Source organism: Aminobacter ciceronei, from assembly GCF_014138625.1.
GTDB classification, from domain to species: Bacteria; Pseudomonadota; Alphaproteobacteria; order Rhizobiales; family Rhizobiaceae; genus Aminobacter; species Aminobacter ciceronei.
In genome coordinates this window covers 60,518-83,376 of record NZ_JACJHY010000005.1, presented here as the reverse complement: position 1 = coordinate 83,376, position 22,859 = coordinate 60,518, and the positions used below count along the sequence as shown (strand labels likewise).

The following is a 22,859-nucleotide window of genomic DNA, read 5'->3' as shown; positions in this document are numbered from 1 at the left end:
GCCCTGCTCGACCTGCTGCATCAATCCAGGAATTCCCATGGAGTTTCTGTCTTGAACTTTGATATGGCTTCCTCAACATATTCCAAGGGAACATCTTTCTCGTAGAGTGTTACCTCACGTGTTTTCTTGGTGTCGTCGCGGAAAATCTCAACTACAAGATTGCCATTGACATAAAGTTCGACGCCAATGCCGTCCCGGTCAGCGACATCGCTCGCAATCAACCAGTGTTTCGATCGTTCAACCGCCATTGCGAACTCCGGAACTTGCATGTCAGCAAGCATATCGACCGCGTCGGCCATTCGATAACCGCTCTACAGTTCGAGGTAGCCGCGTGACCACCGAATACACGATCGACGGCTCCCGCATCGGCTCGCTGGAAGAATTCTACGACGAGATCAGCCGTGTGCTGATCCCCGGCCATCGCTGGGGCCGCAATCTCGACGCGTTCAACGACATCCTGAAAGGCGGCTTCGGGACGCCTGAGCGGATTGCGCTGAGGTGGAGGCATTCCGAGAAATCGAGGCTAAACCTCGGGCACCCGGAGACGGCCCGCCAGTTGGAGCTCCAGCTCGCACAGTGCCATCCAGCCAATAGGGTCAACGTCAAGCAAAAGCTTGCCGATGCCCGTGCCGGCATTGGCCCGACAGTCTTCGACTGGCTGGTCGAGATCATTCGGTGCCATGGCCCGGATGGAGACGAGGCCGAGGACGACGTCCAACTGGTGCTCGAATGATGTCACCGGCCGAGGGATTTGGACCGACCGTCAGTATTCGACCCGCTCGCGTCGAAGACAGGGATGCCCTCGGCGCGCTCAAGCTGCGCTCTTCGCTGGCCTGGGGAGACCATGTCGAGGCGCTGCTTGCGATGCCGGGGGCAAGGGAGGTTCCGGCTGCGCACCTGCCGTATGTCGCCATCGCCGAACTGGCCGGGGAGATCGTCGGTTTCGTGACGGTTCTTCCGGGCGACGACGCCGCTCGGGCCGAGCTGGAGGATCTCTTCATCGCACCGGAAGCATGGCGCAAGGGCATCGGCACCCGGCTTGTCGCCGAAGCCGAAAGACGCGCCAAAACGCTCGGCGCGCAAACGCTCGAGGTCGCGGCCGGCGAACGGGCGCGCCCGTTCTACGAGACATCAGGCTTCCGCTTTGCCGCATCCGTGCAGACGGATCTGGCATCAGCCGTCCGGCTGGAAAAGGACCTTTGCTAACCTGCCTTGCCGGTTGGACAAACCCTACTGCGTCAGCATCACCCCCGCCGCGCCGCCTCTATCGCGGCGACGTCGATCTTCTTCATGTCCATCATCGCCGCGAAGGCGCGCTTGGCTTCAGCGCCGCCGGCGGCCATGGCATCGGTCAGCACGCGCGGCGTGATCTGCCAGTTGAGGCCCCATTTGTCCTTGCACCAGCCGCAGGCACTTTCCTGGCCGCCATTGTCGACGATGGCGTTCCAGTAGCGGTCGGTCTCTTCCTGGTCGTCGGTGGCGATCTGGAACGAGAAAGCCTCGTCGTGGGTAAAGACAGGGCCGCCATTGAGGCCGATGCAGGGAATGCCGGCGACGGTGAATTCGACCGTCAGCACGTCGCCCTCCTTGCCCGAGGGATAGTCGCCCGGCGCGCGATGCACGGCCGTAACCTTGCTGTCGGGAAACACGGTAGCGTAGAATCGGGCCGCGGCCTCCGCATCCTTGTCGTACCACAGGCAGATCGTGTTCTTGGCAGTTGGCATTGTGCGCTCCTCTCGCATGTGGCCAGTTCGGCGTAACCTTCCCGCCCTTCCGACATAGGGGCGCGGCGGCCATTGTCCAGCCCACTGGCAAGATTGCGTGGCCTGCCAATCGACAGCTTGGAGGCTGGCTTTTGTCAAGCTTGGTACAGAAGCTCTACAATTCGAAGGGCCAGCCGTGCAGTGACGTAAATAGCCAACCCACATGTCATAAGAACAAACATCCAGAACGTGACTTTGGCGCGTGCCACCATGAATTCATCGTTGGTTCGGTTGTCCGGCTCACCCACCCACGCAGCGGCATCGAACTCCTTGGCGCCTTCACCGCTTGGCAGAGCGGCAGGCCTGTCATCGGTCACAAGGGCGCCTTTGGTGTTGGCTGACTAGCCGTGCTGGATGGTCGAAACGGAATACGGGAAATACATTACTGATTTCATTGTGAAACTTGCCACGTCTGTCGAAGAAATTTCGGGCGCCTGTCGGAAACCCTGCCTGCCATTCGTCCTCTGGAGGCACCAAGCAAGGATATGCACCAACCCGGAGCCTGCCGATGATCCCCACCATCACCGCTTTTGAGGCCTCGCCCGACCAGGGCATGGGCCTGGCGCGCGACATGCGCGTGCGCTGGGCGCTCGAGGAGGTGGGCCAGCCTTACGACGTCCGTCTGGTGTCGTTCAAGGCGATGAAGCAGCCGGCGCATCTGGCGCGTCATCCCTTCGGGCAGATCCCGACATATGAGGAAGGCGACCTCGTCCTGTTCGAGTCGGGCTCGATCATCTTCCACATCGCCGAGCGCCATGCCGGGCTGCTGCCCAGCGAAGCCAACGCCCGGGCGCGCGCCATCACCTGGATGTTCGCCGCGCTGAACACTGTCGAGCCACCGATCGTCGAGCTCGAACAGGCGCCTTTCCTGGAAGGCGACAAGCCCTGGCTCGAAGAACGCATCCCCATGCTCAAGGATCGCATCCGTGTCCGGATGGACCAGCTTTCCGACAGGCTTGGCGAAGCCGAGTGGCTCGACGGCGCGTTCAGCGCCGGCGACCTCATGATGGTCATGGTGCTGCGCCGGCTGGAGGGGGACGGCATCGTCGAGGATTATCCAAACCTCGCCGCCTATGTCGCCCGCGGCCAGGCCCGCCCCGCATACGAGCGCGCCTTCGACGCTCAGTTGGCGGTCTTCATCGCCGCATCGGGCGGCTGAGCAGGACGGCGGTCGTCACCCATCCCCGTTGACCGCGCCCGGCCTTCCCGCCAGTGTCCGCCACTGGATTCGCCTTTCCGGCGACAAGGGCAGGAGCGGACAATGAAGCTCGACGGCAAGACGGCGATCATCACCGGCGGCGCCAGGGGCATCGGCCATGCCATCGCCGAGCGCTTCCTGCGCGAGGGCGCGCGTGTCGTCATCGCCGACATCGACCAGGAAGAGGGCAATGCCGCAGAGCGCGATCTGGAAAAGCTCGGCGAGGCGCGGTTCGTTCGCGCCGATGTCGGCAAGCGCCTCGACGTCCACAATCTCGTCGCTTCGACCATCGACGCCTTCGGCGACATCGACGTGCTGGTCAACAATGCCGGCATCGACCACCAGGTCAGTTTCCTCGACCTTGCCGAAGACGATTTCGACCGCGTGCTGAGGGTCAATCTCAAGGGTGCTTTTCTAGCCGGCCAGGCCGTCGCCCGCATCATGGCCGACAGGGTCAAGGCAGGCGGGCCCGCGGGCACGATCATCAACATGTCGTCGATCAATTCGGTCGTCGCCCATCCCGACCAGGTGCCCTATGCCGTGTCCAAGGGCGGTGTCGGCCAGCTGACGACGGTGATGGCGCTCGGCCTCGCGCCCTATGGCATCCGCGTCAACGCCATCGGCCCCGGCTCGATCTCGACCGACATGCTGGCCCGTGCCAAGGCCGATCCGGTGGCCAAGGCCCGCATCCTGTCGCGCACCCCGCTCGGCCGCATCGGCGAACCTGAAGAGATCGCTTCCATCGCCGCTTTCCTCGCTTCCGACGATGCTTCCTACATCACCGGGCAGACGATTTTCGCCGATGGCGGGCGCCTCGCGCTCAACGGCACGGTTGCTGCCAAAGCCTGACGGAAACATAGTCGCGGACGACCGCGTGCTCCTGACAGACTGCTGTCAGGAGGGGTGTGCGATACTCCTCCCGTACAAGATAAGGAGGACCCGCCATGAACACGTTTACGCCTGTCATCTTTCGCACCATCAGGCATTATGCTGGCAAGGTCAGGACCATGCACAATGAGATCCGCACCGAGCGCCTCATGAATTCTCTGCCGACAAGCATCCGCAAGGATATCGGCTGGCCCGACCGTTTCGACGCCCGCCGTACCGACCGCAATTGACACACCCGACAGAGGGGACACGCCCATGACCACAGCCAAGACGATCGGTGTCCTGTTCATCGAAGGTTATGCCGACTGGGAGTATGGCCTTCTGGCCGCTTCGGCGGCCGAGTGGTTCGGCGCGCGCGCGATCGCGATTTCGCCGCACGAGGCACCGCTGACCTCGATCGCCGGCTTCAGCCTGTCGCCGACACGCGGCGCCAACCCCGCGGAAAACATGGATCTCGACGCTGTCGCCGTCATCGGCTCGGATCGCTGGGCGTCGAAGGAAGCGCCTGATGTCTCGCCACTGCTGAAGGCTGTCGCCGGGCGCGGCGGCGTCGTCGGCGGCATCTGCGCCGGCACCCTTGCGCTCGCCCGTGCCGGCCTGTTCGACGGTGTCTCCCACACCAGCAACGGCCGCGACTGGATCCTCGGGCATGAGCCTGCCTACGCCGGCGCTCAGGGCTACCAGGACGTGCCGCACGCCGTCGCCGACAGCAACATTGTCTCCGCCCCCGGCTCCGCGCCCGGCACCTTCGCCGCCGCCTTCCTCGAGATGCTCTACCCCGAACTCGTCGGCCAGATCGGCGAGATGCGCGCCATGTTTGCCCGCGAGCATGCCGGGGCAGCGCACGGACATGGTGACGGCTCCTGACAATACGCTGTCAGGAGCCTTGTGCGATGATAGGATGAACGGTTCGCATATCGGTCGCCCTGTGCCAGGCGCTTGGCGACATTCCGGACTGAGATTTTGACGACGCGCATTGTCATCGACGCCAGGCGCCCCCACTTGGCCAAGAACAGCGCGAGACTTGAGGGGTAATCGATGAGACGCGCCGACAGGCTGTTCCAGATCGTACAGCATCTCCGCGGCGGCCGCCTGGTGACCGCGCACAAGCTGGGCGCGTGGCTCGAGGTTTCCGAGCGCACGATCTATCGCGACATCGCCGACCTGCAATCGACGGGTGTGCCGATCGATGGCGAGGCCGGGGTGGGCTATATGATGAGGGAGGGTTTCGACCTTCCGCCGCTGATGTTCACACGGGACGAAATCGTAGCATTGGTTGCCGGCGCCCGCATGGTCCGCGCCTTTGGTGGCGCCGCCATGGCGCGTGCCGCCGACGAAGCGCTGGTCAAGATCGGCGCGGTCCTGCCCGACTCGGAAAAGGACCGCATCGCCCGCACCGAGATCCACACGCCGATGTGGGTGGTGTCAGACGCCGACCGCGAGGCGATCGACCTGATCGAGCGCGCCGTCGAAAAGCGCCAGGTGCTCAAGCTCGACTACAATGACGAAGCCGGCCGCGGCTCTGCCCGCGAGGTCCGCCCGCTCGGCCTATGGTTCTGGGGCAAGGTCTGGACGCTGATCGCCTGGTGCGAGATGCGCAACGACTTCCGCGCCTTCCGCATCGACCGCATCTCGGCGGTCACTTCTGCCGGCCGCGGCTTCAAGCCCGAGCGCGGCAAGCTGCTTGTCGACTACTACCGCAGCGTCGAACGCAGCGAATCCTATGGCACACACGACCGCAGCTCCGGCGGCTGACAACCGCAGTTTCCCTCCCCGCCCCTCCCAAACTGTCCCGGCAACGCGCCGGGACTTTTCTTTTGTGCCCCGCAGCCATACCCAACCATCCTGCATGCCGCTAGGTTCGGGATACGAGGCGGAAGAGGTGACTGCACATGGACATGGATATCCGAGAAATCGACGGCGCATGCCATTGCGGCACGGTGTGCCTGCGCGTCAGGCTGTCGGACGGCCTGCGCAGCGCTCGGCGCTGCACCTGCTCCTATTGCCGGATGCGAGGCGCGGTTGCACTGTCGGCCGATCTCGGCGGCGTCGATGTCCTGGCCGGCCAGGAAGCTCTGACCACCTACGAATTCAACACCCGGGCGGCGAAGCACTACTTCTGCTCGAAATGCGGCATCTACACCCATCACCAGCGCCGTTCGAACCCCAACCAGTTTGGCGTCAATGCCGCTGTCCTTCAGGGCATCAGCCCGTTCGACTTCATCGAGGTCCCGGTCATGGACGGCATCAACCATCCGTCCGACCGCAAGGACGGCACCACGGGCTCGGGCATTGCCGGCATCCTGAAATTCATCGCCAGCACATAAGCCGGCTCGACTTTTGGCGCGTTCCGGACCGTCTCCGCGAGACGGTCCGCCACACGCAATGCTCTCGCAACCCGGACCAGCCACCAAGCGGTCCCGGATGATTTACGAGACATGTGCAAATGACTGGCCCAGCCAAGAAGAAGACGGCGCTCCAGGGCGTAATGACAGCCACCGCCGCGATCCTGACGATCGCCGCCTTTTCGAGCGGCCTGCTCTATCTCGACCGCCTGATCGAGCGCCCCTTGGTCACCTCGACGGCGAATGCCGCTGGCAGCATCCCGGCAGGCGCCAAGGTTCGCGCGCTGCTTGCCGAGCGTATCGACGAACACAAGCAAGGCGTCGGCATCGTCGTCGGCATCGTCAGCCCCAAGGGCCGCAGCGTGGTGTCGCATGGCAGGTTCGGCATCGCCGATCCACGTCCCGTCGATGGCGACACGCTGTTCGAGATCGGATCCATCACCAAGGTGTTCACCGCCATGCTGCTTGCCGACATGGCCGAGCGTGGCGAAGTTGCCCTGAACGACCCTGTTGCCAGATACCTGCCCGAAGACGTCACAATGCCCGGACGCGACGGCAAGACGATCTCGTTCACCGACCTTGCCACCCACATGTCGGGGCTGCCGCGGCTGCCCGACAATCTGGCGCCAGCCGATGAGGCCAATCCTTATGCCGACTATACCACCCAACAACTCTACGCCTTCCTGTCGGGCTACATCCTGCCGCGCAGGATCGGCGTCGAGTACGAATATTCCAATCTCGGCTTCGGCCTGCTCGGCCATGCGCTCGCCCGCCGCGCCGGCGTCGACTACGCAACGCTTGTGAGGCAGCGCATCACCGACCCGCTCGGAATGTCCAGCACCGCAATCACGCTCACCCACGACCTCGCGAAACGCATGGCGCGCGGACATGACAGCGCGCTGGCCGGCGTTCCCAACTGGGACCTCCCCACGCTCGCCGGCGCGGGCGCGCTGCGCTCGTCGGTCAACGACCTTCTGGTCTTCCTCGAAATGGCGCTTGGCCAGCGCCAGACACCCCGGGCCGTGCGGCTTTCCAAGACGCTTGCCACAACGCTCGCGACACGCAGACAGATCACCGACGGCGGAGCCACCGCCCTTGGCTGGGTCGTGACCACGAACGCCACCGGCGAGGTCATCTGGCACAATGGCGGCACCGGCGGCTTCAGCTCGTTCATCGCCTTCCACCCCCGAACGAAGGTCGGCGTCGTCATCCTGTCCAACACCAATGTCGGCATCGAGGACATCGGCGTGCAGGTGCTCAGGTCGCTCGTCCTGCCCGCCAATGGCCCCATTCCCGGTTGACCAGCCTCTGACCTCCAGCATTGGCGTCAACGAAAAAGGCTCCGCTCCCAGGCGCGGTCTTTTTTGCTCATCGGACAAGGCATGCCCCCGCAATGCTCTTGCAATCTCATCCTGCCAGATGGGCACCAGTTCCCAAGCGACAACGCCAGTTCGAAAAGCAAGCCGATGAAATCCGCAAGAAAATCCTTTATGCGCTCACGCGCCATTGCTGCCGCCACCGCAATCCTGTCCGTCGCCACATTCTTGACCGGCCTGCTTTCCCTTGACCGCCAGATCGAAGGACCATTTGCCGTGACCAAAGCCTCGGCCAGCATGCCGTCCAGTTCCTTCCCCGCCGACAAGGAGATCGCCAAGATCCTTGCCGAGCGTATCGACATAAGGCGCGAAAGCGTCGGCATCGTCGTTGGCACGATCGGGCCGCATGGCCGCAGCATCGTTGCCCATGGCAAGTTTGGCGCCAACGATCCGCGCAAGGTCGACGGCAACACCGTCTACGAGATTGGTTCGATCACCAAGGGCTTCACCGGCCTGCTGCTCGCCGACATGGTGGCCAGTGGCGAAGTCGGGCTCGACGACCCGCTTGCCAAATACATGCCTGAAGGCGTCACCGTGCCCGAGCGCGCCGGCAAGTCGATCACCCTTGCCGACCTGGCCACCCATCACTCCAGCCTGCCGAGCCTGCCCGACGACCTGGAGCCGCCGGACACGCTCAATCCTTATGCCGCCTACACCACCGAACAGCTCTATCGCTTCCTGTCGCGCTATCAGCTGCCGCGCGACATCGGTGCCGATTTCGAATATTCCAACACCGGTTTCGGCCTGCTCGGCCATGCGCTGGCTCGCCGCGCCGGCGTCGACTACGAGACGCTGGTGACCCAGCGCATCACCAACCCGCTCGGCATGTCGAGCACGGCCATCACGCTTTCGCCCGAACTCGCCGGACGCATGGCCACCGGCCATAATGGCGACCTGCAGCCTGTTCCCAATTGGGATCTTCCGGCCATAGCCGGTGCCGGCGCGTTGCGCTCGTCGGCCAACGATCTGCTCAACCTGCTGGCCATGGCGGTGAGCACTGAAAAGTCGCCGCTCAGCGACGCTGTTGCCGCGGCGAGCGTCAAGCGCAAGCCGGTCAACGACGGCACGCAGGTCGGCCTCGCCTGGATGATCACCGAAAGCTCATCGGGCGACATCGTCTGGCATAGCGGCGGCACCGGTGGTTTCGTCAGCTTCTTCGGCTTCCATCCGGCCTCCAGAACGGGTGTCGTCGTGCTGTCCAATTCCGACGCCGACGTCAACGATATCGGCATGCACCTGCTCAACCGGGACATTCCGCTTTCCGAGCCGAAGCCGAAGCCGGTCGAGGCCGTCATCGACCCGAAGCTGCTTGACGGTTATGTCGGCCGCTATCAGCTGGCACCGAAGATGGTGTTCGACATCACCCGCGATGGCGACAAGCTGTTTGCCCAGCTGACCGACCAACCCAGGTTCCGTCTCTTCCCCGAGGGAGGACACCGCTTCTTCTACAAGGACGTCGAGGCCGCGATCACTTTCACACAAGCCGATGCCAGCCCCTCGCCAAGCCTGACCTTGCATCAGTTCGGCGAGCACATTTCAGCCCCGCGCGTGACCGACTGACCTGCCCGTGAGCAAAGAACAGGCCCCGTCGACGCGGGGCCTTTCGCTTTGGGGCGGGGAGCCGGGAACGCCTCCGGCGCGTGGCCGCCGATCCACTTGGCGCAGCGCGCCTGTCGTTTTGGCTACCCGTCACGCCAAACGGGCGGCGCGCAGTTCGTGCTGATTGCCACCAATCGCATTGGCGATGACGTGATCAGGCTGACTATTCCATCAACCCGGCTTGACGTGCTCTGTCACCAGAAATCCTTATGGTCGTTGACGATCTCGTCTTCGAGCTCAGGGAATGGACCACGTACCGCGACATGGCGCCGTCCGGCGGCAAACACCTGATGGCAGCTGAGGTCGAGCGTCAGGTTTTCCGGGTTGTCTCCGGTGAGCTCGGCCAACCGCTTTTCGCTCAGCCCATAAACCACGGTGCCGATGCCAGCCCAGTAACAGGCCCCGGCGCACATGCAGCACGGCTCCATCGAGGTCACCAAGGTGCATCGTTCGAGAAAGGCCGGTTGGTATTGCTGAGCGGCCGCGCGGGCCACATTCGCCTCTGCATGGCCAACGCCGCGATCCTGCGCGTAGGTGTTGCCGGAGGAAAGCAGCACGTCGCCCTCCGGCCCGACAAGGACCGCCCCGAACGGATGGTTGCCGCTGGCCCGGCTCTCCCCGGCGATCTTCACGGCAAGACGTAGATATTCGGTATCGCTGCTCATGGCCGCCTCCCTGGGATTCACAACCACACGCCCAAACGCTTTGCGCCCACATCTTCCCGGAGCGCTTGGCGGCTGTCCAGCCGGCAGTTGAAAGAGGAGTTCATCTGAAGGCGGCGACGTCAACGATTGGCCCGACGAGAACGAGGGAGCGGCAGCGACCGACGCGCCGTCTGCAAACGCAAGCGACGTCTTCAACGAGCCGCCAACCCGCGCCAAGCGCGGCCGCCGCAATGCTCTCGCAATCTGCCGGGACCAGACAGTGCTGTTTGATTTGCCAGTCGCGCCGAACAAGCGCCCAGAGACAGCATCGCCATGAGACGCCTCAGGATATCCTCCGCATTTTCAGGTGCACTGACTGCAGCCACCGTCATTTTCACCGTAGCGGCCGTGACCGGCGGGCTGCTCTATCTCGACCGCAAGCAAGACAGGCCCATTGTCTTGTCCGCAGTTGCCGGCGACTGGTCGGGTCAGATGCCAACCGGTGCGGAGATCCGCCGCATCCTCGCCGACCGGATCGACGTCCAAAGGCGAAGTGTCGGCATCGTCGTCGGCACCATCGGTCCGGACGGGCGCAGCATCATTGCCCATGGCGACCTCGGCGGCTTCGATCCGCGACCAGTCGACGGCGACACCGTCTTCGAGATCGGCTCGGTGACCAAGGTATTTACCGGGCTGTTGCTGGCCGATATGGCAGCGCGCGGCGAAGTCGCCCTGACCGACCCGGTGGCCAAGTACTTGCCTATGAACGTCGCCGTGCCGGAACGGGGCGGCAAGGCGATCACCCTCGTTGACCTCGCGACGCAAACCTCCGGCCTGCCGCGCATGCCCGACAACATCGAGCCGGTCGATGAGACCAATCCTTATGCCGACTACACGGTCGATGAAATGAATGCCTTCGTGTCAGGCTACAAGCTGCCACGCGACATCGGTACAGAATATGAGTACTCAAACCTGGGCTCAGCGCTGCTGGGGCAGGCTCTTGCCCACCGCGCCGGCAAGAGCTTCGAGGCCCTCGTCCACGACCGCATCAGCGGCCCGCTGGCCATGCGCAGCACGGCGATCGAATTGCCACCTCGCCTCGGCAAGCGCCTGGCCACCGGCCACAACGACATGCTGGAGATTGCGCCCAACTGGGAGATGCCCGCTTTTGCCGGCGCCGGCGCATTGCATTCAAGCGCCAACGACCTGCTCGACCTGCTGCAGGTGACGGTCAGCACGAACAAGACTCCGCTGACCATTGCCCTGGCCGGCACGCTGGCGACACGGCGGGCCATCGGCGGACAGGAGACCTCGGCGGCGCTCGGCTGGATCGTCATCAAAAGCAGCAATGGCGAGATTGCCTGGCACGATGGCGGCACCGGCGGCTACAGCGCCTTCATCGGCTTTCATCCCGGCTCGCGCAGAGGTGTCGTCGTCCTGTCCAACGCCAACACAGGCGTCAGCGACATCGGCCTTCATCTGCTCAATCGCGAGATCCCGCTGACAAGGGTCAAGCCACGGCACAGCGAGGCCGCCGTTGATCCCAGCCTGTTCGACACCTATGTCGGCCGTTACCAACTCGCCCCCGACGTGGTTCTCACCGTCCTGCGCGAGGACGACGCACTTTACGCCCAGTTCAGCGGCCAGCCGAAACTGCGGCTGTTCGCCGAAGGCGAGCACCGCTTCTTCTACAAGGAAGTCGAGGCGGCCATCACCTTCGCAGCCCCTGCATCGAACCGATCACCTGGCCTCACCCTGCACCGCTTCGGCCGCGACATGCCGGCATCCCGGCTGTCGGACTGACCTGCTGACCGCAGACATCGGAGCAACCCGGAAACGAAAAAGGCCCCGCAATGCGGGGCCTTAGTTTGTGTGAGGAAAACCTCAGAACTTGTCGTCTTCGTCCTCGTCCGGCGTCTTCGAGCGAAGGGCCGAGAGCTTGGCGAACACGGCGTTGGCGTCGAGTTCCTTGTCCTCGTCCTTGGGTGCGGCCTGCTCCGGCGTCAACCGCTCGGTCAGCGAGGCCGGCAGCAAGGTGTCGCCGACAGGGGCGGCGGCTTCGCGGCCGCGCGAGGCGCGCTGCACTTCGATGTCGAGGTCGATCTGCGAGCACAGGCCGAGCGCCACCGGATCGAGCGGCGTCAGCGTCGCCATGTTCCAGTGCTTGCGCTCGCGGATCTGCTCGATCGTCGCCTTGGTGGTGCCGACGAGGCGCGAGATCTGCGCGTCCTTGAGCTCCGGATGGTTCTTGACCAGCCAGTAGATGGCGTTCGGGCGATCCTGGCGCTTCGACAGCGGCGTGTAGCGCGGGCCCTTGCGCTTGGTCTCGGGCACGCGGACCTTGGGATCCGACAGCTTGAGGCGATGATTGATGTCGCCCTCGCCCTTGGCGATCTCGGCGCGCGTCAGCTGGCCGGTCATGATCGGGTCCATGCCCTTGATGCCCTGGGCCGATTCGCCGTCGGCGATCGCCTTCACCTCGAGCGGGTGCAGCGAGCAGAACTGCGCGATCTGGTCGAACGAAAGCGCTGTGTTGTCGACCAGCCAGACAGCGGTCGCCTTGGGCATAAGCAGCGTATTGGCCATGCGATATATCCTCTTCGCTCGCCCGCGTCCCTCACGCGGGCGGTGGTCAGACCACCAGAAAATGGGAAATTCGGCCCGTATATAGACGCATTCGCCCGCCACCGCAACGATTTTGGAACCATCCCGAAGCGGCCTTCGGAGCCGCATTCCGAATACGGGCCGCCCTCTGGCAAGGCCGCAGATGCCCCGGGCCGAAATGAATAGCCGCCAAGTGTAGAAACCGACCTTGAGCCGATTGATCTATAAGCAAAAGCTTATTACTTAGTGGAAAGGGGCAATGCGAATTTTCTGAAAGCTATTCGTCCGGTATTCAGCTCTTGCGATACGCAGGCGACGTCATCACTTGGACGGAATTGCTGGTGGCATATTTGAACACTCCACTCGAGCGGTAGCCTGCTGCTGTGGAGCACCATTTTTGAGACAGCGATTTTTTTGGGGATCTATCATGACAACTGACCACAGCATGGCCAAGCGCGGATTTTTGCGCGCTATTGCGATTGCCGGCATGGCCAGCACTGTCTTGTGCGGCCTTGCCGCCGCTTCTCATGCCCAGACCTGGGAGGGAGATCAAAGCAGCGACTGGTTCAACGGCGACAACTGGTCGGCCGGCAGCACCCCCGCCGGAACAGCCGTCATAGTCAACCAGCCGGGCGCACCCAATGCCCCAAGCATCGGAACCCCCGGGGCCAGCACGAGCACCATCTTCATCGGCGGCGTCACCGGTGCCTCGCTCGACATCGTCAATGGCGGCAGCCTGACCTCGACATCGGCGATAATCGGCAACTCATCGGTCAACGGCGCGCCGCCTGCCAGCAGCCAGACAGGCGAAGCGACGGTCACGGGCGGCTCCACTTGGACGACCGACACACTCGATGTCGGCTTCTACGGATCAGGGACACTGAACATCGCGGCTGGCGGCAGTGTTGAAGCCGCGCAGGCGTCGCTTGCCACGCAGGAGGGCAGCGTCGGCCTGGTCAACGTGACCGGAGCGAACTCGAAATGGCTCAACACCGGCAACGGTGGCACCATCGTCGGCGATGGCGGCGAGGGAACCTTCAATGTCAGCCAAGGCGCAAGTGCGAGCAGCTATGTGGCGACCTTGGGCCAGCAGGCGAGCGGCCACGGCATCGCCAACGTCTCGGGGACCGATACGCTGTGGCAGATCACCAACGCCAACCTCGTCCTCGGCCAGTCCGGCGTCGGTGAATTGCATATCTCTGGCGGCGCGAAGGTTACGGCCAACAATCGTACCTTTCTGGGCAGCGGAGCCGGCTCCTCGGGCACACTGACCATCAGCGGCACGGGCTCTGCCCTCACCTCGACAGTCGACATCAGGATCGGCGTCAAATCGGCTGGTTCGGTCAGCGTCACTGCAGGCGGCAAACTGCAAAGCGCAGCTGTGATCGTCGGGGCCGACGCATCCGGCGTGGGCGACCTCATCGTCTCCGGCTCGGGCTCCCGCGTCGAGTCGGGCACATATGTCATGCTGGGATGGAATGGCGACGGTACCGCCACGGTCAGCCACGGCGGCACGATCTCAACGGCAGCTGCCGGCATACAGATCGGCTTCGCCGGCGGTTCCACCGGCACGCTCAACATCGGCGCAGCCGAGGGCGACGCGGCCGTCGCTGCGGGCAACATCGCTGCACCGAAAATCGTTTTCGGACCAGGCAGCGGCACGCTCGTCTTCAATCATACCGACGATGCCCATGATTTTGCCGCGGCCATTTCGGGCGACGGCTCAATCAGGCATCTGAGCGGAACGAGCCGCCTGCTCGCCAACAGCTCAAGCTTCACCGGAACAACCGACGTGCTTGGCGGGACCTTATGGATCGGCGATGGCCTCGGCGGCGGGATCGACGTCTTCTCGACCGCCAGGCTTGAAGGCAGCGGCGATCTCGGCGACGTCACGATCCGCTCCGGTGCAATCGTCGCGCCCGATGGAACCTTCGATGTGGCGGGCGATTTCGCCTTTCAGGCAGGCTCGCTCTATGAAGTCGGCATTGGCGGTGCAGCCAGCCGCATCGCCGCCGGCACCGCCACCATCGATGCGACGTCTTCGGTCAATGTCGTCGCCAACGGCATGGATGCGCTGTCGGACGAGTATCTGATCCTGTCGACCTCCGGAGCGCTGACCGGCGCCTTTGGCGGCGTCACCGACGACTTTGCCTTCCTCGACAGTGCACTCGACTATAGGAACGCCAGCGAGGTCTGGCTCACCCTGCAATTCAACGGTGCCGCGTTCGGCACCGTCGCCATCACCGACAACCAGCATGCCGTGGCCGGCGCTCTCGACAACCTTTCGGCCGGCAACCCGATGGTCGGCGGCCTGCTTGGCCTTTCCTTCGGCGGCGCGCGCGACGCGCTCGACCAGCTGTCGGGCGACATCCACCCCTCGCTGATGAACGCCGGCATCATTGCCTCGACGCTGGCACAGGATGCCGTGCAGAACCGCATCCGCCAGACCTTCGACAGCCACGCGGCGGCCGGCAAGCCGTCGCGTGCCTTTTGGGTCGAGGGTGTGGGCAATATCTCGGAATTATCCGGTGTGGACGACACGGAAGGCTTCAAGGTCAAGGCCGCGGCACTGTTCGGCGGCCTCGACGGCGAAGTCGCCGAAGGCATCCGCCTCGGCGCCATGGCCGGCTATTCCAGGAGCAGCATCTCTCGGGGTGGGCAGGCCTCGACCGGTACCGCCGACACCTTGCATGCCGGCATCTACGCCGGGGCTGAACTTGGTGCGCTTCGCCTGCAATTCGGTGCCATCCAGGCGTGGCACGATCTGTCGACCGAACGCCGCGTCGCCTTCGGCGGCTTCTCCGACAGTCTCGCCGCCGGCTACGACGCAACAACGACCCTCGTCCATGGCGACGTCGGCTACCGCCTTGGCCTCGGCGCGTCCTATGTCGAGCCGTTTGCCGGCATCGCTTATGTCAGGACCGGCAGCGACGGATTTGCCGAGACCGGCGGCGCCGCGGCACTGACCGGGGCAGCCGGCGATCAGGATGCGACTATCTCCACCCTCGGCATAAGGGCAAGCACCGAACTGCCGGCCGGCGCGCGATCCGTCACGCTGCAGGGCATGCTCGGCTGGCGTCACACCGACAGCGACGCACCGCTGTCGCGCCTCGCGTTTGCCGGCACGGCACCGTTTTCCGTCCTCGGCGACAGCCTAGCGTCGGATGCCTTCGTCTACGATGCCGGCCTGAGCTTTGCCGTCAGGGACAATGCCCGCATCGATGTCAGCTATGCCGGTGCCGTCGGCGACGGTACCGCAGCGCACCAGTTGCGCGGCACCTTCGCCATGGGCTTCTGACCCGCGCCAGCACACGAAAAGGCCCCGCCTCCCCAGATGGGAAGCGGGGCTTCGTTATTGCCGGCAATGTGCCGGACAGGCTTACTTCAGCTTGTCGGCAGCCTTTTCGATGGCCACAACGGCGCAAGCCTCGTCGAAGTTGCCGCCCGGCGCGCCGCCGACACCGATGGCGCCGATGACAGCGTCGCCAGCCTTGATCGGCATGCCGCCGGCGAGCACCAGGAAGCCGTCAATGTCGACCAGGCCGGCAGCGCCCGGATTCTTCTGCACGTTCTCGGCCATCTTGGAGGTCGGCGTACGCGACGAGGCCGAGGTGAAGGCCTTGTCCTGGGCAGCCGAAACGGTGTGCGTGCCGGCATTGTCGGCGCGAACGAGGGCGCGCAGCACGCCGGCGCGGTCAACCACTGCGGCAGTGACGTTGTACTTGTCGGCGGCGCAGGCTGCGACCGCGTTCTGGGCGATCTCGACGGCGAGGCTCGACGAGATGTTCTTCTCGGTCAGCACCTGTGCGGAAGCAGCACCGGAGATGGCGACGGTGGCAGCGGCGGCGAGGAAAATGCTCTTGATCATGACTGGGTTCCTGTCCTGATGTTGCTCGGGAGAAAGCGTCTTGCTTGTCCGATGCCAGAACTACGCCGAACCGCCGCCGGGCAGAATCCGCGATGCCACCACCTGCCCTAGGTAGGATTACCTACTGCCTTCGGATGCCGGCACATTTTTCCGCAAGCGCTGGACCGCGCAAGGCGCAGTCACCCGCTTATGCCGACCCCGCCGTGCATCACTGATCGCGTAGACCGTTTCCCGGAGAGCCGCCGCCTCGCTAAGCGAGAAGCGCCAGCCGCACCTGCTCGGCCACAGCGCTGGTGCCGAGCTTCTCCGCGATCTTCGCCCGGTGCGCGTCGATGGTGCGGGCCGAGACCTCGAGGCTCGCGGCGATTTCCTTGCTCGCCCAGCCTCGCGCCACCATGTCGAGCACCTCGCGCTCGCGCTCTGTAAGCCTGGCCAGAAGCGCCCGGGCTTCGCGCTTCTCCAGCCCAGCGTCTAGGCTGGCAAAAGCCTGCTGCAGCGCATCGACCAGCACCTCGCCGTCGACCGGCTTGGTCAGGAAATCCTGGATGCCCGACTTGAACGCCCGCCGGCAGGCAGCCACGTCGCCATGCCCGGTGATCATGATGGTCGGCCAGTCGATGTCGCGCTCGCGCAGCTTCTGGTGCAATTGCTGGCCCGACACCAGCGGCATGCGCAGATCCACCACCAGCACGCCCGGCCGGCTCTCGTCGACATGTGCCAGGAATGTCTGCGGGTCGCCGAAGGTCTCCGCCGTAATCCCGTAGGTCGAGAGCAGGAACGCCAGCGCCTCGCGCACCGCCTCATCGTCGTCGACCAGATAGACCTTATGCATCATCTCTGCCTTCCGCGCTCGGCGACCCGTTGCCCGCCGCCGCCCGCGCTCCCCTGGCCTCCCCTGCCAGGGGCAATGTCACCGTAAAGCGCGCCCCGCGCGGCGCTGCGTTTTCCGCGGCGATGCGTCCATCCACCCGTTCCACCAGCGACGCGCACAGCGACAGTCCCAGCCCCATGCCGTCGGCCTTGGTGGTGAAGAACGGCGTGAACAGCTTCGGCAGCACCTCGTCGGGGATGCCCGGCCCGTCGTCGCTGACCACAAGCTTCGCCTCGCGCTGCTCCCGCAGGGTGGCAATCCTCACTGTCCCGCCGCGGCCGGTCGCCTCCGCCGCGTTGCGGATCAGATTGTGCAGCACCTGCTCCATCTCGATCGCGTCGACCACCGCCTCCGGCGCCGGTTGCCCGAGTTCCAGAACCAGGGCAACCCCGCGCCGCTCGAGGTCGGTGCAGGTCAGCGCCACAACCTCGGCCACGATGGCGTTCAGGTCCTGCCGCGCCCGTTCAGGCGCCTTGTTGGAGGCATAGTCGCGCATCCGCTTCAGCATCTCGCCGGCACGCTTGGCCTCGCGCACATTAACGTCGAGCGCCTGCGAAATCATCGCCATGTCAGGCCTGTCCGCCTGTGACAGCCGAAGGGCAGCCTGGCTGCGGCTCAGCAGCGCGGTCAGCGGCTGCGTCAGCTCATGCGCGATGCCCGACGCCAGTTCGCCCATGGCGTTGACGCGCGAGGCATGCGCCAGAAGCGTCTCTCGCTCCTGCAACAGCGCCCGCGCCTCGGCCGCCTGCGCCACAAGCTCGGAGCGCTTCACCGCCGCCCTCTGCCCCAGCCCGAAGCTCAGGGCAGCCGCCAGCAGCCCCGCCACCACGGCAAAACCCAGCAGCCGCCCGGGCGGCACCAGGGCTGCCAAGGGCAGCGATCGGTCGAGCGACAGCAACAGCCGCTGCCCCTCGCCGTCGATCACCTTCTCGAAATGCGGCGGCTTTAGCCACGACACGCCGGGGCCGAATGAAGCATCGGCAGGGAGGTCGACCAGGGCAGCATCGTCGAGGCTGATCCGGAGATGCGCAAAGCCTGGTCGCTCTTCCGGCTCCACAAGCCTGGCCGCTTCGATCATCAGCACCACGGCGTGGTCGGACGGCGCCGGCGCGCGCTTGGCCAGGAGATAGCGCCCCGCGCCGGCGGCGTAGACGCTCGCTCTGCCGCGCACCTGCGCGGCAATCTCCGCGGCGAGCGGCGTCAACTCGGGCCCGCCGCCCGCGGGCACATCGACCACCTCGCGCACAAGAACGGCCGAAGTGCCTGCCGGATACGATGCTCCCGAACTGCCGGACGTCGCTGCTCCCTGACTTCCGCCCATCTCGCCACCGGCCGCCGTCTGGGCGTCGAGCGAGACAAGCGACAGCCAGGCGATGCGCGGATAGAAGCGCGAAATGCTCTCCATCACCTGCCGCACGGCGCCGCCGGACGCCGGCTCGGCCCCGCTCGACAGGGCGATCAGCGTGGTCAGATGCGCGTCGTGCTGCGCCACGCGCTGCGAGATCAGTCGGTGCAACGTTCGTGCCGCCACCTCCAGCTCGTCCGCCATGCGCGTCCGCGACGTCTCCACCGATAGAGCGACGAAGACCGCCATGGCTGTGAGCCAGAGCGCGAGGCCAAGGAGGCGGGGATTGGAGAGGGGTGAGGTCACGTCGGGTTGATGCTGGCCAGAAGTCGGCATCACCATAGTCGCGGACCAATCAGAAGGGAACGGCGTGTCTGTTCGACGCAAAGGCCAATTGATGCAGACCTATTGCGCTCAGTCCCGACGGGCGCTGGCACGGCGATCACACGAGACGAGAGAAACGAGGTCCCTTCAGGCACATTTTGTAAGCGTAGCCTCGAGCAGGTCCTTGACGACCTTGCCCTGCGGGCTGGTCGGCAATGAGGATCGGACCTCGACGCTGCGCGGGCACTTGTAGTTGGCCATGTTGGCACGCGACCAGTCGATGATGTCCTTTTCGGTGGCGCTGGTGCCCGGGCGCAGCACGACATAGGCCTTGCCGACCTCGCCGAGACGCTCGTCAGGCACGCCGATGACGGCAACGATGCCGATGGCGGGGTGCTGGCTCAGGATGCGCTCGATCTCGGCCGGATAGCAGTTGAAGCCGCCGGTGATGTACATGTCCTTGAGACGGCCCTCTATGCGCAGGTTGCCATCCGTGTCGAAGCAGCCGATATCGCCTGTGTGCAGCCACCCCTCCGGATCAATGGTCCTGGCAGTGGCTTCCAGATCGTTGAAGTAACCCTTCATGACGATGTAGCCGCGGATCACCACTTCGCCGGGCTTGCCGTCGGGCAGGAAATGGCCGTCGTCGGCCATGATACGGACTTCGACGCCGGGAGCCGCCTTGCCGGCGGTGTTGGCAATCACCTCATCCGGATCGGTCGCCAGGCACATCGTGCCATAGCCGCCGCATTCGGTCAGGCCATAGCCTGTCACCACGCCCGCTATGCCAAGTTCTGTTCGCATCCGATGGACCAGAATAGGCGGAATTGTCGTGCTTCCCGTAACGGCCAGACGCAGGCTGGAGGTGTCGAATTTTGCCAGTCCCGGATGCTGGAGCATGCCCTGGAAGATGGCGGGCGGACCGGGGATGACGCTGATCTTCTCTTCGGCGACGCGCTTGAGAATTTCGCCGGCATCATAGGTGAGATGCGGCATGAAGACGGCGCCGCGCATAAGTGCCACCATTGCCCCGGCACGATAGCCGAAGACGTGGAAAAGCGGCGGGATGACCAGGATGCGGTCATGCTCGCGGATACCGACACGCGTCGCCCAGGCATCGATCGCCCGAAGGCACTGCTGGTGACCGTACATGACGCCCTTGGGATAACCCGTGGTGCCCGAGGTGAACAGCATGTCGCAGAGATCGTCCGGGCCGACAGTGGCCTCGCGTGCGGCAAGCTCGGCATCGCTGATGCTGTCGCCCGATGCAACGAAGCTCTCCCAGTCGCGATCGCCTTTGCTGCCGTCGCCGATGACGACCACTTCGCGCAGCAGGTCGCGCGTCTCGGCACGGAGCTGGTCAGGGTAATAGGTGCCCAGGAAGTCGCCGACCGAAAACAGCACCGAGGTGCCGCTGCGCTTCACCAGCTCGGCGATTTCCGCGCCCTTGAAGCGGGTGCTGGCGGGAATGAGCACGGCGCCTGCGGTGACGAGGCCAAGGGCTGTGGCGAACCATTTCCAGGTGTTGGGCGCCCAGACCATGATGCGGTCGCCCTTCTCGACACCGGCTGCGATCATCGCCTTGGCGACGCGCTTGCGCATCGTGTCGAGCTCAATGAAGTTCAGCACGACGCCGTTGTCTTCAACGGCCGTGCGTGTGCCATAGAGCTCGGCCGCCCGCGCGCAGAGGGCAGGAATGGTGGTGAACTTCCAGTCGGCGTCTTCTGAGATCATCTGATTGCCTTGGGTACGATGAAGGTCGTCGTTGGCCCCACGCGGGGCGAACGAGTCTGGTTGGAAATTGTCGTGAGGATCGATGGGCTGCTAGAGCTCGAAGGCCCGCAGAAGGGTCGTCACGAAAAGCGAAGTGGCGAAAAACACCAGCACGGCCGCCCCCAAGCGGGCGAAAAGCCGAGACGAGGCAAAATGCCGGAAGCGTCGGGCGATCCCTGCACCGATCAGGGTCCAGATGGACCCGATGGTCAGGATCAGCAGCGACAGGTACGCCAGATATGGCAGCGCGGCCGGAACATCGCCTTCACGCAGGTGTGGAACGATGGTGAGTGCAAACAGCAGCGCCTTGGGATTGCAAAGCGTTACGATGAAGATGTCGAGGGCTCGTGAGCCGCGACGGCTCTGACGCGCCATATCCCAGCTCCAAAGCTTGCGCGCCGACACAAGCAGTGCAGCCGCAGCGATTATTGCAGCAAACGATGCGGCCGAATGAACGAAGCCGGTGGCGAGCGACAGGCCGAGCGACCAGCCAAGGATGGCGCAGAGGTATCCGACCAGCTCTGCAGGCAAAAGCCTGAGCGCAGATTTCCAGCCGAGCAGCGCACCGTTGCTTGCAATCAGCGTGTTGGTCGGTCCTGGAACGAAAAGCAACGTTATCGTAGCGGCCGAAAATGCGAGCCAATTCTCCATCGCAAGACCTCATAGCATCGCAAGATCCTGGTCGCCTCGGCGCCCAGGACAGATGTCGGGGAAAGGGCCGGGCTGTTGCCCGGCCCTGGCTCTTTAGGCTGCGGTCTGAGCCAGCATGATCTCTGGCTGCGTCACCACATAAAGGCCGTCGATCGCCGCGTTGGCCTGCAGGAACTGCAGTCCGTTGAGAGCATCCATGAACTGCATGTTCTCGCGCTTGGTCTCGTCGCCGATCTGGCCCGTTCCGCGGCGCATATCGACACCTTGCCTCAGCTTTTCGGCAACCTGCTTGGCAACGATTTCGCCGTAGCGGCCATCACTGACCTCGGTGTAGTCGGCGCCGCCAGACACGATGCTGACGAACGCCTTCTTCATGTCGCGGTCCGAATAGTCCTTGGAGGTCAGCCGCTGCGCTTCCCAGAAGTAGCCTGCCTGTCCTCTGTTGAGGTCATAGAAGGAGGAAACCATCATCAGGAATCTGAGATAGGCCTGCCGGTAGCTGGTCTCGAAGAAATTGACCGCCCGCGCCTCGTCGACATGGCCTTTCAGGATGCTCGCAATCGACGCGGCGGCAACAAGGCTCGAGACCATCGCAAGGTGTACGCCGCTCGAGAGCAGCGGGTCGAGAAAGCACGCGGCATCGCCGCACATGAAGTAGCCCGGCCCCGAGAAGCGCTCCGACGTGTACGAATAATCCGTCTCCATCTTGATGTCGGTGCGCTTGGCATCCTTCAGGATGATGCGCGCCTCCTCATTGTCGGCAAGCAACCGGTCATAGACCTGTTCGGCGCTATGCCCGGCATCGCGTTCCTTGCGCAGCTGATCGCGGGTGATCACCGTACCGACGCTGACCGTGCCGTCGTTGAGCGGAATGAACCAGATCCAGCCGGCCTCCACCGAGATGATACGGGTCGAGCCGGCGGGCAGATCGTCGTAAAAGAGGTTGGTCCCGGACCAGTAGGACCAGATGGCGACGTTCTTGAAGACGTTGTGGAAATGCCGGTCCTTCGCATACTCGTTGGCGATAACGCCGCTGCGGCCGGAGCAGTCGACCAGGTACTTGAAGCTGATGTTGCCTCTCGTCTCTGAGGTTCGGTCGAGGTAGCTCGCCGAGACCGCCCGGCCATTGTCGAACTCGATCTTGCTGACCTTGACGTTCTGGTGAACGCTCGCGCCATTTTCCGCAGCGTGGTCGAGCAGCAGCTTGTCGAACTCCGAGCGCTTGACCTGGTAGGAGTGGTTCGGTGCGCCCTCGATCTCGTCGAAGCGGAACGACCACTTTTCGTTACCCCAGTTGAAGTAGCCGCCAGGCTTCTCGACGAAGCCATGCTTCTTCATCTTTTCCCCGGCGCCGATCGCGTCGAGCATCGGCATCAGCGAGGCAAGAAGCGACTCGCCGATGTGATATCTCGGGAACACGTCGCGTTCCAGAACAGTGGTCTTGATCCCTTGCCGGGCAAGGATGGTTGCGACAGTGGAACCGGCCGGTCCGCCGCCGATGACAAGTACGTCCGTGGTATTCGAAATCATCAAGGTCTCCTAAGCGATTGACGAGGCCAGATGTGGATGTGGGCGAGTAGGCAAGTCTCCAATCGGGACTCGGAATATTC

The 22,859-nt window shown here is 64.1% G+C and carries 24 protein-coding genes; 12 read left to right on the top strand and 12 right to left on the bottom strand.

Translation table 11 applies throughout. The annotated features are described in order from the left end of the window. Positions 1–20 precede the first annotated feature (20 nt). Entirely contained in the window at positions 21–299 is a 279-nt protein-coding gene (locus tag HNQ95_RS07150; RefSeq protein WP_208993685.1) for a hypothetical protein, read from the bottom strand. Between the two features lie 32 nt (positions 300–331). On the opposite strand from HNQ95_RS07150, the gene HNQ95_RS07145 reads away from it, so the two are divergent. Continuing rightward, positions 332–733 carry a barstar family protein gene (locus HNQ95_RS07145; RefSeq protein ID WP_182573757.1) on the top strand — a complete coding sequence of 134 codons (402 nt, stop codon included), beginning with the start codon at positions 332–334 and terminating at the stop codon, positions 731–733. Beyond that, positions 730–1,206: a GNAT family N-acetyltransferase gene (locus HNQ95_RS07140; protein WP_182573756.1), complete on the top strand. Its 477-nt coding sequence runs from the start codon at positions 730–732 to the stop codon at positions 1,204–1,206. The genes HNQ95_RS07145 and HNQ95_RS07140 overlap by 4 nt, the downstream gene beginning before the upstream one ends. Before the next feature lie 38 nt (positions 1,207–1,244). Here the strand turns inward: HNQ95_RS07140 and HNQ95_RS07135 are convergent, their stop codons facing one another. Further along, positions 1,245–1,724 (bottom strand): VOC family protein, encoded by a 480-nt coding sequence (locus HNQ95_RS07135; protein WP_182573755.1) that lies wholly within the window; start codon positions 1,722–1,724, stop codon positions 1,245–1,247. A 134-nt stretch (positions 1,725–1,858) separates the two neighbouring features. Beyond that, positions 1,859–2,080, bottom strand: a complete 222-nt coding sequence (locus tag HNQ95_RS07130) for a hypothetical protein (protein WP_067957102.1) — start codon at positions 2,078–2,080, stop codon at positions 1,859–1,861. Positions 2,081–2,271: 191 nt separating this feature from the next. Between HNQ95_RS07130 and HNQ95_RS07125 the strand changes: the two genes are divergently transcribed. The 7 genes from HNQ95_RS07125 to HNQ95_RS07095 all read left to right on the top strand — a co-directional run bounded on the left by HNQ95_RS07125 (position 2,272) and on the right by HNQ95_RS07095 (position 7,495). Continuing rightward, the gene (locus HNQ95_RS07125; protein WP_182573754.1) at positions 2,272–2,922 is read left to right on the top strand and encodes a glutathione S-transferase family protein; all 651 of its coding nucleotides are present in this window, start codon (positions 2,272–2,274) and stop codon (positions 2,920–2,922) included. Between the two features lie 102 nt (positions 2,923–3,024). Beyond that, entirely contained in the window at positions 3,025–3,810 is a 786-nt protein-coding gene (locus HNQ95_RS07120) for an SDR family NAD(P)-dependent oxidoreductase (protein WP_182573753.1), read from the top strand. Positions 3,811–3,905: 95 nt separating this feature from the next. Next, entirely contained in the window at positions 3,906–4,079 is a 174-nt protein-coding gene (locus HNQ95_RS07115; protein ID WP_182573752.1) for a hypothetical protein, read from the top strand. Positions 4,080–4,104: 25 nt separating this feature from the next. After that, positions 4,105–4,716 carry a DJ-1/PfpI family protein gene (locus tag HNQ95_RS07110; RefSeq protein ID WP_182573751.1) on the top strand — a complete coding sequence of 204 codons (612 nt, stop codon included), beginning with the start codon at positions 4,105–4,107 and terminating at the stop codon, positions 4,714–4,716. Between the two features lie 171 nt (positions 4,717–4,887). After that, positions 4,888–5,604 carry a helix-turn-helix transcriptional regulator gene (locus HNQ95_RS07105; RefSeq protein WP_067957091.1) on the top strand — a complete coding sequence of 239 codons (717 nt, stop codon included), beginning with the start codon at positions 4,888–4,890 and terminating at the stop codon, positions 5,602–5,604. 137 nt (positions 5,605–5,741) lie between these two features. After that, the gene (locus HNQ95_RS07100) at positions 5,742–6,176 is read left to right on the top strand and encodes a GFA family protein (RefSeq protein WP_182573750.1); all 435 of its coding nucleotides are present in this window, start codon (positions 5,742–5,744) and stop codon (positions 6,174–6,176) included. A 119-nt stretch (positions 6,177–6,295) separates the two neighbouring features. Then, positions 6,296–7,495: a serine hydrolase domain-containing protein gene (locus HNQ95_RS07095; protein ID WP_182573749.1), complete on the top strand. Its 1,200-nt coding sequence runs from the start codon at positions 6,296–6,298 to the stop codon at positions 7,493–7,495. Between the two features lie 26 nt (positions 7,496–7,521). Here the strand turns inward: HNQ95_RS07095 and HNQ95_RS07090 are convergent, their stop codons facing one another. Further along, positions 7,522–7,809 (bottom strand): hypothetical protein, encoded by a 288-nt coding sequence (locus HNQ95_RS07090; RefSeq protein WP_182585776.1) that lies wholly within the window; start codon positions 7,807–7,809, stop codon positions 7,522–7,524. Between HNQ95_RS07090 and HNQ95_RS07085 the strand changes: the two genes are divergently transcribed. Next, positions 7,787–9,130 (top strand): serine hydrolase, encoded by a 1,344-nt coding sequence (locus tag HNQ95_RS07085; protein ID WP_210289151.1) that lies wholly within the window; start codon positions 7,787–7,789, stop codon positions 9,128–9,130. The genes HNQ95_RS07090 and HNQ95_RS07085 overlap by 23 nt on opposite strands. Before the next feature lie 233 nt (positions 9,131–9,363). Here the strand turns inward: HNQ95_RS07085 and HNQ95_RS07080 are convergent, their stop codons facing one another. Continuing rightward, positions 9,364–9,834 carry a nucleoside deaminase gene (locus HNQ95_RS07080; protein WP_182573748.1) on the bottom strand — a complete coding sequence of 157 codons (471 nt, stop codon included), beginning with the start codon at positions 9,832–9,834 and terminating at the stop codon, positions 9,364–9,366. A 312-nt stretch (positions 9,835–10,146) separates the two neighbouring features. Here HNQ95_RS07080 and HNQ95_RS07075 point away from each other — a divergent pair, with 312 nt between their 5' ends. Further along, complete coding sequence (locus HNQ95_RS07075; protein ID WP_210283727.1) at positions 10,147–11,616, top strand: serine hydrolase; 1,470 nt, start codon at positions 10,147–10,149, stop codon at positions 11,614–11,616. Positions 11,617–11,697: 81 nt separating this feature from the next. Here HNQ95_RS07075 and HNQ95_RS07070 read toward each other — a convergent pair whose 3' ends face one another. Further along, the gene (locus tag HNQ95_RS07070) at positions 11,698–12,399 is read right to left on the bottom strand and encodes a DUF1013 domain-containing protein (protein ID WP_067957072.1); all 702 of its coding nucleotides are present in this window, start codon (positions 12,397–12,399) and stop codon (positions 11,698–11,700) included. A gap of 445 nt (positions 12,400–12,844) precedes the next feature. Between HNQ95_RS07070 and HNQ95_RS07065 the strand changes: the two genes are divergently transcribed. Then, positions 12,845–15,715: an autotransporter outer membrane beta-barrel domain-containing protein gene (locus HNQ95_RS07065; protein WP_182573747.1), complete on the top strand. Its 2,871-nt coding sequence runs from the start codon at positions 12,845–12,847 to the stop codon at positions 15,713–15,715. A gap of 81 nt (positions 15,716–15,796) precedes the next feature. Here the strand turns inward: HNQ95_RS07065 and HNQ95_RS07060 are convergent, their stop codons facing one another. The 6 genes from HNQ95_RS07060 to HNQ95_RS07035 all read right to left on the bottom strand — a co-directional run bounded on the left by HNQ95_RS07060 (position 15,797) and on the right by HNQ95_RS07035 (position 22,779). Beyond that, complete coding sequence (locus HNQ95_RS07060; RefSeq protein ID WP_067957066.1) at positions 15,797–16,285, bottom strand: GlcG/HbpS family heme-binding protein; 489 nt, start codon at positions 16,283–16,285, stop codon at positions 15,797–15,799. Between the two features lie 250 nt (positions 16,286–16,535). Next, positions 16,536–17,120 (bottom strand): response regulator transcription factor, encoded by a 585-nt coding sequence (locus HNQ95_RS07055; protein WP_067957063.1) that lies wholly within the window; start codon positions 17,118–17,120, stop codon positions 16,536–16,538. Beyond that, entirely contained in the window at positions 17,110–18,750 is a 1,641-nt protein-coding gene (locus tag HNQ95_RS33935; RefSeq protein WP_182573746.1) for a sensor histidine kinase, read from the bottom strand. Before HNQ95_RS33935 ends, HNQ95_RS07055 begins: the two co-directional genes overlap by 11 nt. A gap of 222 nt (positions 18,751–18,972) precedes the next feature. Further along, entirely contained in the window at positions 18,973–20,559 is a 1,587-nt protein-coding gene (locus HNQ95_RS07045) for a FadD3 family acyl-CoA ligase (protein ID WP_182573745.1), read from the bottom strand. 90 nt (positions 20,560–20,649) lie between these two features. Continuing rightward, positions 20,650–21,249 carry a LysE family translocator gene (locus HNQ95_RS07040; protein ID WP_182573744.1) on the bottom strand — a complete coding sequence of 200 codons (600 nt, stop codon included), beginning with the start codon at positions 21,247–21,249 and terminating at the stop codon, positions 20,650–20,652. A 93-nt stretch (positions 21,250–21,342) separates the two neighbouring features. Further along, positions 21,343–22,779 (bottom strand): NAD(P)/FAD-dependent oxidoreductase, encoded by a 1,437-nt coding sequence (locus tag HNQ95_RS07035; RefSeq protein WP_182573743.1) that lies wholly within the window; start codon positions 22,777–22,779, stop codon positions 21,343–21,345. Between the last annotated feature and the right edge of the window lie 80 nt (positions 22,780–22,859).